General features: G+C 63.5%; 16 protein-coding genes. 3 read left to right on the top strand and 13 right to left on the bottom strand.

The window, feature by feature from the left end; all coding sequences use genetic code 11:
- Window positions 1-180: 180 nt before the first annotated feature.
- Window positions 181-420: a hypothetical protein gene (locus G0P99_RS09900; RefSeq protein WP_164129220.1), complete on the bottom strand. Its 240-nt coding sequence runs from the start codon at window positions 418-420 to the stop codon at window positions 181-183.
- Between the two features lie 150 nt (window positions 421-570).
- On the opposite strand from G0P99_RS09900, the gene G0P99_RS09895 reads away from it, so the two are divergent.
- On the top strand, window positions 571-1287 hold the full coding sequence (locus G0P99_RS09895) for a helix-turn-helix domain-containing protein (protein ID WP_164129218.1): 717 nt from the start codon (window positions 571-573) through the stop codon (window positions 1285-1287).
- Window positions 1288-1575: 288 nt separating this feature from the next.
- Here the strand turns inward: G0P99_RS09895 and G0P99_RS09890 are convergent, their stop codons facing one another.
- From G0P99_RS09890 to ffh, 11 genes are all read right to left on the bottom strand, one after another.
- Entirely contained in the window at window positions 1576-2190 is a 615-nt protein-coding gene (locus G0P99_RS09890; RefSeq protein WP_164129216.1) for a hypothetical protein, read from the bottom strand.
- 194 nt (window positions 2191-2384) lie between these two features.
- Window positions 2385-2903 (bottom strand): ribosome maturation factor RimM, encoded by a 519-nt coding sequence (rimM, locus tag G0P99_RS09885; protein WP_164129214.1) that lies wholly within the window; start codon window positions 2901-2903, stop codon window positions 2385-2387.
- Window positions 2900-3535 carry a 5,6-dimethylbenzimidazole synthase gene (gene bluB, locus G0P99_RS09880; RefSeq protein WP_164129212.1) on the bottom strand — a complete coding sequence of 212 codons (636 nt, stop codon included), beginning with the start codon at window positions 3533-3535 and terminating at the stop codon, window positions 2900-2902. Before bluB ends, rimM begins: the two co-directional genes overlap by 4 nt.
- 13 nt (window positions 3536-3548) lie before the next feature.
- On the bottom strand, window positions 3549-3911 hold the full coding sequence (rpsP, locus tag G0P99_RS09875; protein ID WP_164129211.1) for a 30S ribosomal protein S16: 363 nt from the start codon (window positions 3909-3911) through the stop codon (window positions 3549-3551).
- 64 nt (window positions 3912-3975) lie between these two features.
- Window positions 3976-4272: a chorismate mutase gene (locus G0P99_RS09870; RefSeq protein WP_164129299.1), complete on the bottom strand. Its 297-nt coding sequence runs from the start codon at window positions 4270-4272 to the stop codon at window positions 3976-3978.
- A 4-nt stretch (window positions 4273-4276) separates the two neighbouring features.
- On the bottom strand, window positions 4277-4879 hold the full coding sequence (locus tag G0P99_RS09865) for a GNAT family N-acetyltransferase (protein WP_164129209.1): 603 nt from the start codon (window positions 4877-4879) through the stop codon (window positions 4277-4279).
- Window positions 4876-5394, bottom strand: coding sequence for a GNAT family N-acetyltransferase (locus G0P99_RS09860; protein ID WP_164129207.1), 519 nt, complete (start codon window positions 5392-5394; stop codon window positions 4876-4878). Before G0P99_RS09860 ends, G0P99_RS09865 begins: the two co-directional genes overlap by 4 nt.
- Complete coding sequence (locus G0P99_RS09855) at window positions 5391-5900, bottom strand: GNAT family N-acetyltransferase (RefSeq protein WP_164129205.1); 510 nt, start codon at window positions 5898-5900, stop codon at window positions 5391-5393. Before G0P99_RS09855 ends, G0P99_RS09860 begins: the two co-directional genes overlap by 4 nt.
- Window positions 5897-6439 carry a GNAT family N-acetyltransferase gene (locus G0P99_RS09850; RefSeq protein WP_203583030.1) on the bottom strand — a complete coding sequence of 181 codons (543 nt, stop codon included), beginning with the start codon at window positions 6437-6439 and terminating at the stop codon, window positions 5897-5899. The genes G0P99_RS09855 and G0P99_RS09850 overlap by 4 nt, the downstream gene beginning before the upstream one ends.
- Window positions 6436-6978: a GNAT family N-acetyltransferase gene (locus G0P99_RS09845; protein WP_164129204.1), complete on the bottom strand. Its 543-nt coding sequence runs from the start codon at window positions 6976-6978 to the stop codon at window positions 6436-6438. The genes G0P99_RS09850 and G0P99_RS09845 overlap by 4 nt, the downstream gene beginning before the upstream one ends.
- Window position 6979: 1 nt before the next feature.
- Window positions 6980-8485 (bottom strand): signal recognition particle protein, encoded by a 1506-nt coding sequence (gene ffh, locus G0P99_RS09840; RefSeq protein ID WP_164129202.1) that lies wholly within the window; start codon window positions 8483-8485, stop codon window positions 6980-6982.
- A gap of 257 nt (window positions 8486-8742) precedes the next feature.
- Between ffh and G0P99_RS09835 the strand changes: the two genes are divergently transcribed.
- A complete protein-coding gene (locus G0P99_RS09835) occupies window positions 8743-9633 on the top strand; it encodes a sulfotransferase domain-containing protein (RefSeq protein ID WP_164129200.1) in 891 nt (296 codons plus the stop codon).
- 60 nt (window positions 9634-9693) lie between these two features.
- Window positions 9694-10224 (top strand): prolyl-tRNA synthetase associated domain-containing protein, encoded by a 531-nt coding sequence (locus G0P99_RS09830; protein ID WP_164129198.1) that lies wholly within the window; start codon window positions 9694-9696, stop codon window positions 10222-10224.
- A 64-nt stretch (window positions 10225-10288) separates the two neighbouring features.
- On the opposite strand, the gene G0P99_RS09825 is transcribed toward G0P99_RS09830, so the two are convergent.
- On the bottom strand, window positions 10289-11239 hold the full coding sequence (locus tag G0P99_RS09825) for an L-threonylcarbamoyladenylate synthase (RefSeq protein WP_164129196.1): 951 nt from the start codon (window positions 11237-11239) through the stop codon (window positions 10289-10291).
- Window positions 11240-11313 lie beyond the last annotated feature (74 nt).

The raw sequence follows: 11313 nt of genomic DNA, 5'->3' as shown, positions 1-11313 counted from the left end.
GTGAAGAGCCGAGCAGGAAGACTTCAGCCGCTATTTCCGCCGCGCTTACACATCGACTTTTTCAACAGCATCCGGACGAAACGAACTTTCGGTGCCCATCAGAGTTTGAATTTCAGACCGCAGTTCGATCTCGGGTTTTCGACCTATGCCGGACGGCACCAAAAGGCCGTGTCGACGTTTTCAGCGCGGCCTCTGCACCGGGCCGACGCATTGCGGGAATTGCCAGTATCCAATCTCCAACTTTTCGTCTTTGACGTATCCGATGTCGCGCAGTTCGGCCGAGTTAAGTTCCCGCAGCGCTTCATTTCGTTTGCGGCGTTCGACCAGTGCCTTCCGATTGGTTTGAAAATCACGCCACAGTTTCCCCGCTATGGACAGATATCCACCTGTACGCGTTGCTGAAATCGGGTAGTCGGTCATTGGTCTTCCTCCGCGATTTGTTGCGAAAAAAGCATGGCGCAGCCGAGCAGTCGCAGGCCAGTTCGGGGCCTTCCAACCCGTGATACAGTTTTTGAACTAGAACGGTGGTCCTCTAGCGATATGATGGGAACAGGAGGGAGGACCGCGACGATGCCCATCAAATCTTATGGCTTGATTTGCCCGATTTCCAAAGCCTGCGAAATTCTGACACCGCGATGGACCATCCCGATTTTGACGGAAATGAGCTATAACGGTTACACAAAGTTCAGCGATCTGAAGCGGATTCTTGGCAATATATCCCCAGCGATCCTGTCAAAGCGTTTATCCGAGATGGAACAGATAGGTCTGGTCGAGCGGATCGAAGACAAGGCCAGGAACACAGTGGACTACTTGCCAACGGAGAAAGCAAAGGCGCTGGTCCCGATCTTGGATTCCCTGGCCGAGTGGACGCAAAAACACATCGATGCCGAGCTGGCCGTATGCAGTTACGACTTGTCACAACTGATGTGGTACTTGCGCCAGATGATCGTCGTTGACGAGCTGCCGCGTCGGCGTGTGGTGGTGCGTATGAACTTTACCGACGAAGAGGGGCCATTCCCGATCTACTGGCTGGTCTATGAGCCCCAAAGCTGCTTTGTCGAAGCCTGCGTCGACGTGCCTTCGTTTGATGTGGATTTGTATATCGAAACGACCAAACTGTCTTTTGGGGCCATTTTTTACGGTCGATCGAGTGTCGCCCGCGAGGTCGAAGAGGGACGCATGTTCCTGTCCGGAGACAAGGTTTTGGAACGGACCATTGACCGGTGGATGCCGAAATCGGCCTTGGCATCTGTCGAAGGCACGCTGCAATTGGCGGCGGCCGAGTAGCGCTGTTCGACAGATCACGACCTCTGTTCCAGCGTCGCCTGCGGGTTCGAATATGTCAGTCAGTGTAGCGCCACACCGAAACGCGTTCATGGCCGCGCGGGGGCACAGGGCGCAGGAGATCCGCACCGGACTGGGGCTGGTGATTGGGCGCAAGGCAAAAACCTGACCGCGAACCGCCAGCCGCCGTTTTCACCCTGGGCGCGACGCTTTGGCTGGCGGTCATTAGGTCATTGGTGTTGCCGCAAGCGCCAGGCTTTGAGCCGCGAACCCGCCCAAAGCCTGGTTCTGCTATCCGGCGATGCGGACGATGTTGCGAAAGTCGATATCAATGTCGCTGACCATTGAGTTGTAGTCCTCGCTGGCGCGAAGGGCGTCATAGGTCTTTTCGATCGCGGCCATCGAAGGATAGGCGACAGCCAGCAAGCGGCGGCCAGCATGCGAACCGGTCATGATCGTCCAATACCGCATGAACATCGCACCGTTGTCTTCAAACAGGTGGACCATTCCACGCATGCGTTCGACCATCGCGTCGGCAGAGCCCCAACGTGTCAGCACGCCATATGCCGGTACCTCAGGGGACTGATTTTTCAGTTCCAGCGGTTCGACTTTCAGGATGTTCCGCAATGTCACGCTGATCTTTCCACTCCCGATCAACGCCTGATAGTCAGCGGATTTGCCGTAAACTCCAAATGCCGCATCGATACCGTTTAACTCCGAATACCCTTGCATCAGCAACATGCTTCCAGCGTGCTCTCCGGTCGTCAGCACGCCGTAGCGGGTTATCGTCGCACCAGCGGATGCTTTCAGCTCTTCCGCCAATGCGCCTACGTGTTTCAAAGCCTGGTTCAAAAAACTGGGTTCGCAGCCAGCGACGGTAACCATTGTGTACTTGGTTGTTGCCATTTCACGGTCCTCCCCATGATGCAGCCTCCCCAGATCGGGGAAGAGCACGTCGAGTATATCACAAATCCGTGAGCAACGATTGAGGTGCTTCACTCGCCGGCTAACCCAGTGCTGGCCAACGGTTTCCCATCATCATTTCAGCAGAGCTTGCGGCCACAGGGTGTTTTTTCGTGCGGTACTGATTCCATACCCGCTCAGAACAGCCCCTCGGGCGGGTCGGCGATCAGGCGGCCCTGGGTCAGGTCCACGGTGGGGACGGCGGCCAGGGTGAAGGGCATCAGGACCGGGGTCTTCAGGCCCGGACCGCTGATTTCCAGCAGGTCCGAGGCGCCGTGGTTCTGGACCGAGATCACCTTGCCCAGAAGCGTGCCGCCGGTGTCATAGACCTCGAGCCCGATCAGGTCGGCGTGATAGAACTCGTCATCGGGCAGCGACGGCAGCTGGTCGCGATGGGCGTAGAGGCGCAGACCCTTGAGCGCGTCGGCCTCTTCCTTGGTCTCGACCCCGCCCAGACGGGCGGCAAAGCCGTTCTTGATGGCGCGGGTCAGCACCAGCGGATAACGGGTCTGGCCGGTTTCGTCGCTGAGCGGCGAGTAAAGCTCGATATCCTCGGGCACGGCGCAATAGCTTTTCAGGCGCACTTCACCACGGACCCCAAAGGAACCGGCCACCACACCGACGCAGATCAGGTTGCTTTCGTTTGTCTCGGTCATCGTGTTTCTATCGCCAATTGCGGGCGGCGTGTTTCCCAGCCCGCGCGTTCCAGTTCCGGAGTGTCCGAGGTTTCCTCGGGCCAGCCAAGACAAAAATACCCGATGAGCCGCCAAGTGGCGGGCACGTCCAGGTCACGGGTCAGCCGGTCGGGATCGAGGATGGAGACCCAGCCCAGCCCCAGCCCCTCGGCCCGCAGCGCCAGCCAGAACAGCGTGATCGCGGTGACCACCGAATAGCGGCGCATCTCGGGCATGGTGGCGGCGCCAAGGCCGTGTCCCTGGTCGGTGGCGTCGTCGCAGAACACCGCCAGATGGACCGGCGCGTCCTGCATGCCGGAGAGTTTCAGCCTGCCATATTGCTGCGCCCGGTCGCCCGAATATCCGGCGAGTGCGTCTGCATTGGCGGCGAGGAAATTGTCGAGCGCGGCCGCGCGGGCCGGCGCCGAGGTGACGCGGATAAGGCGCCAGGGTTCGCTGAGCCCCACCGAGGGGGCCAGGCGAAAGGCGTCGAGGCAGCGCGCCAGCACTGCCTCGTCCACCGGATCGGTGCGGAACCGGCGCACGTCGCGCCGGAGCCGCATCAGCAGATCGAACTGCGTGCGAAAGTCGTCCGAGAAGGTATGATCCCGCACGCCTGCGCCCTGCTTATTCTTCGCCGGCGTCAGCGGCAGCTGCGGCCTTGTCGGCCTTTTCCTTGGCGCGTTCCTGGGCCTTCTTGCCGGGGACGGCTTTGTTGGGGTTCGAACGCTCGGACTTGGCGACGACGCCTGCGGCTTCGAGCATGCGGGCGACGCGGTCGGTCGCCTGGGCGCCCTGACCCAGCCAGTACTGGATGCGCTCGACGTCCATCTTCACGCGCTCTTCGCTGTCTTTCGGCAGCAGCGGGTTGTAGGTGCCCAGCTTTTCAAGGAAGCGGCCGTCGCGCGGCATGCGGCTGTCTGCGGCCACGATGCGGTAGAAGGGACGCTTTTTCGAGCCGCCACGGGCCAGACGGATTTTCATTGCCATTGGGTTTCTCCTTTGATTGGCATCACGCCGGGGGCGTGTTTCGTGTTGACCGGGGTCTATCCGGTTATTCCTGGTGTTTCTTGTGGTGTCGGATGACTTCCTGAATGATGAAATTCAGGAAAGCCTTGGCGAAGTCGGGGTCCAGATCGGCCTCTTTCGCCAGGTCTTCGAGCCGCGCGATCTGGTGCGCCTCGCGCACCGGATCGGACGGGGGAAGGTCGTGTTCGGCCTTGAGCTTGCCCACGGCCTGGGTGTGTTTGAACCGCTCGCCCAGGGTGTAGACAAGGATCGCGTCCAGCCGGTCGATGCTGGCGCGATGGCCTTTCAGCAGTTCGGCGGCGCGGGCCACGGGATCAGGCATGTGGTCAGTCAATGGCCCATCCTTTCGGTTTGAACAGCGGGTCGGCGTAGTGCGCGATTTCCATATCGATCCCATGTGCCAGCTGGGTGCCCTCCAGCTTGGCGGGCGAGGGGTGGCGATAGACCGCGTCGTTGCCATCGATGGTCGGCGCCTCGGGGTCCTTCTTGGCCCCCAGCCGCTCGGCCAGGCGGATCGAGTCGAGGTTCTTGGGGTCGATATAGCTGACGGCGGTTTCCCAGCCGAGATGACGGTAGAAGTGTTTGCGGGCGGCATGGGTGGCCTCGAGCGCATAGCCTTTTCCGGTCGCATCGGGCCAGATCACCCAGGCGATCTCGGCCTCGGGCCAGCCCGCCGGTTTCCAGCCGCCAGCCATGCCAAGGGTCTTGTCGGTGGCCTTGTCGTGGATCATCCACATGCCATAGCCGCGGATCTGCCAATGGCCGATCTCGGCGGCATAGAGCATCCATGCCTCGTAAGGGTTCAGCGGGCCGCCCATGAACCGGGCACGGTAGCTGGTGAAGGTGGCCTTGAAGTTCGGATAATCCTCGGGCTCGGGGCCGCGCAGGATCAGGCGCCGGGTTTCGATGACGGGGATGGTATGGGTCATGCGGCCGTCCCCTGTTGCGGGTGGCGCCAGACCTGGCAGGGGTGGCCTGCGACCTCTCCGTCGCGCTCGTACTGCGCGCCCAGCCGCTCGGCCAGCCGGAGAGAACGGGTGTTGGCCGGGTCGATATAGGAGATCACCCCGTCTAGGCCGAAGTGCTGCGCCCCATGCGCCCGCGCCGCATGGGCGGCCTGATAGGCGTATCCCTTGCCTTCGAACCCGTCGAAGATGTGCCAGCCCAGTTCCGGCTCGTCCCAGCCGTCATTGAAGATAAAGCCGATGCGCCCGGCGGTGGCGCCGGTGGCGCGCTCTTCGACCATCCACATGCCATAGCCGCGCAATGCCCAATGGCCATAGGTGGCCAGGAACCCGCCCCAGCTGCGGAAGCGGGGGAAGGGGCCACCGACAAAGCGCGAGCGTTCCGAGGCGCCAAAGGCGGCGAATGCCTCGAAATCGCTTTCGCGGGGGCCGCGCAGGATCAGGTTTTCGGTTTCGATCACGGGAATGGAGAGGGTCATGCCAACCCCCGCAGATCGTGCGCGATCACCACATCGCCCGGGTCCTCGCCGATGCCATCGGGGTCGATCACCCCGCCCAGGCGCAGGCCCAGCGCGATGGAACGCGCATTGGCCGGGTCGATGATATTGGTCAGGTGGTCCCAGCCGAAATTGCGCCGCGCCCAGATCATCACCGCACGCGCCGCCTCGGCGGCGTATCCCTTGCCCTCGGCTTCGGGAATCACGAACCAGCCCAGTTCCGGGCCGGGATAGCCGTCGGGTTCGTAGATGCCCACCTCGCCCACATAGGCGCCGGTGTCGCGCCGCTCGACCCCAAAGGGACCATAGCCGCGCAGGGTCCAGATGCCGACGTCCGAGGCCCAGACGCGCCAGGCGGTGGCGCGGTCCATCATGCCGCGTTCATGCACCGCGCGGGGCGAGGCAAAGAAGGCGGCCCAATGCTCGAAATCCGCAAGTTGCGGGGCACGCAGGATCAGGCGGTCGGTATGCAGGGTGGGGATGCTCATGCCGCCCCCGCTGTCAGTTCGTCAGGACCGGGATGGCGATAGACATGCTCGGTGCCATGGCTGACATTGTCATAGCTGCGCTCGTACCGCGCGCCCATGCGTTCGGCCAGGGCGACCGAGCGCTCATTGCCCGGGAAGATGTTCGAGCTGAGGGTTTCGAAGCCCAGCACCGCATAGGCATAGCGGCGCGCCTCTTCGGCGGCCTCGCGGGCATAACCCTTGCCCTCGGTACCGGCATACATGACCCAGCCCAGTTCCGGCTCGGGCCAGCCCTCGGGGCTCCAGATGCCGACAAAGCCCACGGGTTCGCCCGCGTGGGTATCGACCATCCAGAAACCATAACCATGCAGTGCCCAATGGCCGATCAGGCTGGCAAACCAGCGCCAGGCTTCGTTGCGCGACAGCGGGCCGCCAAAGCCCCAGCTGCGATCCGCATCGGCAAAGAAGGCTGCGACGTTTTCGAAATCGCGTGCTTCGGGCGCGCGCAGGATCAGGCGGTCGGTTTTCAGAACGGGGATGTCGAGGCTGAGCACGGTCATGCATAGGCCTCCATGCCGCCGTCCGAGAGTTCGGAGGGGGCCGGGTGGCGCCAGATTTCCAGTTGGCCAAAGCGTTCGTGCCGGAACATGCCGTCCGGGGTCGCGCCCAGGCGCTGGGCGACGCGGGCCGAGGCATCGTTGCCGATGGCCACCAGGCTGATCGCGGTTTGCCAGCCAAGAACGTCATAGGCATAGTCGCGGGCGGCGCTGGCGGCCTCGGTTGCATATCCCTTGCCCTCGAACCCGTTCATCAGGTCCCAGCCGATTTCCGGTTCGGGCCAGCCTTCGGGGTTCCACAGGCCCACGATGCCCGCCAGCTTGCCGGTTGCCGTTTCCTCGACCGCCCAGCGGCCATAGCCGCGCAGGGGCCAGTGCCCAAGTTCCACCGCCAGAAACCGCCAGGCCTGTTCGCCCGTGGCCGGTCCGCCGACAAAGCGCGACCGGTCCGAGGCGTAGAACGCGGCAAACGCCGGGTAATCCCGGAGTTCGGGCGCGCGGAGCGTCAGGCGCGGGGTCGATATGGTGGGGATCGGGGTCACGTCACTTCTTCTTGCCGAACCCGCTGAGGCCCGGTGGCAGGCCCATGCCGCCCAGACCTGGCATGCCGCCCTTGGCACCCATCGCCTTGGCGGCAGCTTCGAGCGCCTTGGGGTCCATGCCCTTGGCCATCTCGGCCATGTCGGCGGGCGTGCCGCCCTTGCCAAACATGCCTTTCATGGCCTGTTTCAGCATGCCGCCCTTGCCCATCTTGCCCATCTTCTTCATCATGTCCGCCATCTGGCGGTGCATCTTCAGAAGCTTATTGAGGTCGGAAACCTCCATACCCGAGCCGGCGGCGATCCGCTTCTTGCGGCTGGCCTGGAGCAGGGCGGGGTTGGCGCGTTCCTTCTTGGTCATCGACTGGATCAGCGCGATCTGCTGTTTCAGGATCTTGTCGTCGAGGCCTGCGGCATCCATCTGCTTGGCCATCTTGCCCATGCCCGGCAGCATGCCCATCATGCCCTGCATGCCGCCCATCTGGATCATCTGCTCCAGCTGCATCTTGAGGTCGTTCATGTTGAACTGACCCTTGGCCATGCGCTTCATCATGCGCTCGGCCTGTTCCATCTCGATGGTTTCCTGGGCCTTTTCGACAAGCGCCACGATGTCGCCCATGCCCAAGATGCGGCCGGCGATGCGCTCGGGCTCGAAGGTTTCGAGCGCGTCCATCTTCTCGCCCAGACCGACAAAGCGGATCGGCTTGCCGGTCACCGCACGCATGGACAGAGCGGCACCCCCGCGCCCGTCGCCATCCATCCGGGTCAGCACCACTCCCGAGATGCCGATCTTGGCATCGAACTCCTCGGCCACCTCGACGGCGACCTGGCCGGTCAGGCCATCGACCACCAGCAGGGTTTCGCGCGGGGTGACGACGTTGCGGACATCCTCGACCTCTTGCATCAGCACTTGGTCGATATGCAGGCGCCCGGCGGTGTCGAGCATGTAGACGTCATAGCCGCCCATCATCGCCTGTTGCTTGGCGCGCTTGGCGATATCCACGGGTTTCTGGCCAGGCACGATCGGCAGGGTATCGACGCCGATCTGCGCGCCCAGAACCGCCAGCTGGTCCATCGCCGCCGGGCGATAGACGTCGAGCGAGGCCATCAGCACCTTCTTGCCTTCGCGCTCTTTCAGGCGCTTGGCGAGCTTGGCGGTGGTTGTGGTCTTGCCGCCACCCTGAAGACCGACCATCAGGATCGGCGCGGGTGGATTGTCGATCTTGAGCTTGCCCGGGTCTTCCTCGCCGCGCAGCACGTCGACCAGCGCGTCATGCACGATCTTGACGACCTGCTGGCCGGGCGTGATCGACTTGGTCACGGCCTGGCCGGTGGCCTTGTCCTGCACCGCCTTGACGAAGTCGCGCGCCACCGGCAGCGAGACGTCGGCCTCGAGCAGCGCGACGCGCACCTCGCGCAGGGCGGTCTTGACGTCTTCCTCGCTCAGCGCGCCCTGCTTGGTCAGGCGGTCGAAGACGCCAGAGAGGCGTTCGGACAGATTTTCAAACATGACTCTCCGGCTCCTTTGCCTGTTGCGGTCGCGCCCCCAAGGTAGGAAGCGATGGTTCAATACACAATCGCCTCCACGGGCGTAACACGCTGGTGGAGGGCGATCCCTGAACATATCAAGGGACCGGAAGGTCTGACGCTTCCGGATGTTCGGGGGCAAGTAACCGCGTATGGCGGGCGAGTCAAGTCCGGCGCTGTTTTTATGGCCGGTTTTGGGGTAATCTATCGCGCAGGATCGACGTGCAGAGGGGGTGCGCGATGAACCGGATGATGCCAGAGAGGGTGGCCGACTATGTCGGGCCGGTCACCAACACCGACGTGTGGGCCGATTTCACTATTCGGGCCGATGACATATTCGTCTGCACCCCGCCCAAATGCGGCACCACCTGGACCCAGACCCTGGTGCGCATGCTGCTGACGGGGCAGGCCGATCCTGCGGTCTATAACAACAGCGTATCGCCCTGGCTTGATTGCGGGTTTCGCGACAGGGCGGCGCAGGTCGCGCTACTGGAGGCGCAGGAGCACCGACGCTGCATCAAGACCCATACGCCGCTGGACGGGATCACCTACGATCCGCACGCCGTCTATCTGGTCGTTCACCGGCACCCGGTCGATGTGCATTTCTCCTTTCGCGACCATGTGTTGAACATGAAGGACGATTGGCTGTCCTACATGGTCGAGGGAACGGTCAGCGAGGCGTTTGCGCGGTTCGTCGATTTCCCCGCAACCCCGACCGGCACCGACGACCTGACGCTGGCCTCGGTCGTTCATCATTTCCAGTCGTTCTGGGCGTTTCGTGATCTGCCCAATATTCACTTCTTGCACTACGCAGAGCTGAGCCGTGACCTTCCCGGGCAGATCCGGCGGCTGGCGCGGATCCTGGGGATCGATGTCACGCCTGAGGCGGTTGCCGATCTCGCCGCCGCAGGCAGTTTTTCCACGATGAAGGCCAATGCCAGGCGGCAATCGGAAGAACCGGGTTTCCAGAGCGTGTTTCGCGACCCGGCCCGGTTCTTCTCCACCGGAACCGGCAACAAGTGGGAGGGACGGTTGAGCGCCGCCGACATGCAGCGCTATGGCGACCGGGCAGACGCGCTTTTGCCGCCAGAGGAGCGGATGTGGCTGGAGACCGGCAGGCGGAGCGGTTGAACTTGCCGCTGGTCCTGATAGGGAGGGCCGGTCGTTCGACCGCAGAAAGGACCCGCCCGCATGGATGCCTCGTCGATCTATCAGGATACGCTGCCGCTTTCATCTGATGCGCTTCTGGCTCGGCTGGACGACTGGGGCTTGGCCTATCGCTACTACGAACATCCGCCCCTGCGCACGGTGGAGGACTCGAAGGCGATCGAAGATCAGCTGATGGTGCCCGGAGAAAATGCGCTCAGGATCAAGAACCTCTATCTGCGCGACAAGAAAAAGCGCAACTATCTGGTGACGCTGGAGCAGGATCGCGAGATCGACCTCAAGGCGCTGGGCGGTGCGCTGGGGGTGGGCAACCTGTCCTTTGGTTCGGCCGACCGGCTGTTGGAGAACCTCGGTATCCGGCCCGGCGCGGTCAGCCCGATGGCGATGATCACCGGCGTCCCGCAGGGGGTGCGCTTTTTCATGGACAGGGCGGCGCAGCAGGCCGAGGTGATCTATATGCACCCGCTGGTCAACGACCGTACCATCGCCATGGCGCGTGGCGATCTGCTCACTTTCCTCGACCGCATCGGCTGCGAGATTACCTGGCTCGACTGAGCCTGCTGCTTCTTTCTGGTCGAAAATACTCCGGGGGTCTGGGGGCTGGCCCCCAGCCTGCGCCTCAGCTGTCGCGGGGCGCCGCTGCGCGGCGGAGCCGGTCGTTGATGGCCGCGCCCAACCCGTGTTCGGGCACCGGTGCCACGGCGATGGGGCGGCCGGTCGCGTCCAGCCGGTGCAGCGCGGCAAAGAGGTTGGCGGCCGCTTCGGTCAGGTCGCCCGTGGGTGACAGATTCTCGTCGCAGGCCATCGGGCCGAAGCCCAGCAGCACTTCGTTGCCTTGTGCCGCGGATGCCCCCATCCGCACCGCGCCGCGCGGGGCGTAATGCGACAGCAACTGGCCGGGGGCGCTGACCGCGTCACCCGTCGCATGGCGGGTCAGAGGTTGCCCCAGAACGGCTTCGATCTCCTCAGCTGCCAGCCCGCCGGGGCGCAGAAGGGCAGGGTTGCCATTCAGTCCGATGATGGTCGATTCCAGACCAACCCCGCAGGAGCCGCCGTCGAGGACGGCGGCGATCCTGCCGTCAAGGCCGGCGTGCACATGCGCGGCCGTGGTGGGGCTGATCCGGCCCGAGGGGTTGGCCGAAGGCGCCGCCACAGGGCCGCCGAACGCTGCCAGCAGCGCCTGTGCCAGGGGATGTGCGGGAACGCGGACCGCCAGCGTGTCGAGCCCGGCGGTCACCAGCTCCGAGATGCCGTGACCCTCGCGCAGGGGCAGGACCAGCGTCAGCGGTCCCGGCCAGAAGGCCGACGCCAGCTTGTCCGCTGCCTCGGTCCAGATCACGTATCGGCTCGCGGTCTCCACATCGGCGACATGGGCGATGAGCGGGTTGAAGCTGGGGCGTCCCTTGGCGGCATAGATCGCCGCCACCGCCCGTCCGTTGCGCGCATCGCCGCCCAGCCCATAGACGGTTTCCGTTGGAAAGGCGACCAGTTCGCCCGCGCGCAACAGCTCGGCCGCGCGGGCGATCCCCGCGCGATCGGCGGTCAGACGTGAGGTTTCGTTGTGATGCATGGCTGGTGACGCGGCGTTTTGGTTGCTTGCCAGACGGCTCTGGATAGGTAATCGGACAAGCCTTGATACATACC

This window comes from Ruegeria sp. PrR005, from assembly GCF_010500245.1.
GTDB lineage: Bacteria > Pseudomonadota > Alphaproteobacteria > Rhodobacterales > Rhodobacteraceae > Ruegeria_B > Ruegeria_B marisflavi.
The sequence above is the reverse complement of the archived record's forward strand: the minus strand, read 5'-3'. Positions and strand labels throughout refer to the sequence as shown.

Bases quoted from the DNA above. Each gene is read 5' to 3' on its own strand.
- G0P99_RS09900 (WP_164129220.1), bottom strand. From the start codon at position 420: ATGACCGACTACCCGATTTCAGCAACGCGTACAGGTGGATATCTGTCC.
- G0P99_RS09830 (WP_164129198.1), top strand. From the start codon at position 9,694: ATGGATGCCTCGTCGATCTATCAGGATACGCTGCCGCTTTCATCTGAT.
- G0P99_RS09835 (WP_164129200.1), top strand. From the start codon at position 8,743: ATGAACCGGATGATGCCAGAGAGGGTGGCCGACTATGTCGGGCCGGTC.
- rpsP (WP_164129211.1), bottom strand. From the start codon at position 3,911: ATGGCAATGAAAATCCGTCTGGCCCGTGGCGGCTCGAAAAAGCGTCCC.
- G0P99_RS09890 (WP_164129216.1), bottom strand. From the start codon at position 2,190: ATGGCAACAACCAAGTACACAATGGTTACCGTCGCTGGCTGCGAACCC.
- G0P99_RS09865 (WP_164129209.1), bottom strand. From the start codon at position 4,879: ATGACCCATACCATCCCCGTCATCGAAACCCGGCGCCTGATCCTGCGC.
- G0P99_RS09855 (WP_164129205.1), bottom strand. From the start codon at position 5,900: ATGAGCATCCCCACCCTGCATACCGACCGCCTGATCCTGCGTGCCCCG.
- G0P99_RS09850 (WP_203583030.1), bottom strand. From the start codon at position 6,439: ATGACCGTGCTCAGCCTCGACATCCCCGTTCTGAAAACCGACCGCCTG.
- ffh (WP_164129202.1), bottom strand. From the start codon at position 8,485: ATGTTTGAAAATCTGTCCGAACGCCTCTCTGGCGTCTTCGACCGCCTG.
- rimM (WP_164129214.1), bottom strand. From the start codon at position 2,903: ATGACCGAGACAAACGAAAGCAACCTGATCTGCGTCGGTGTGGTGGCC.
- G0P99_RS09895 (WP_164129218.1), top strand. From the start codon at position 571: ATGCCCATCAAATCTTATGGCTTGATTTGCCCGATTTCCAAAGCCTGC.
- G0P99_RS09825 (WP_164129196.1), bottom strand. From the start codon at position 11,239: ATGCATCACAACGAAACCTCACGTCTGACCGCCGATCGCGCGGGGATC.
- G0P99_RS09860 (WP_164129207.1), bottom strand. From the start codon at position 5,394: ATGACCCTCTCCATTCCCGTGATCGAAACCGAAAACCTGATCCTGCGC.
- G0P99_RS09870 (WP_164129299.1), bottom strand. From the start codon at position 4,272: ATGCCTGATCCCGTGGCCCGCGCCGCCGAACTGCTGAAAGGCCATCGC.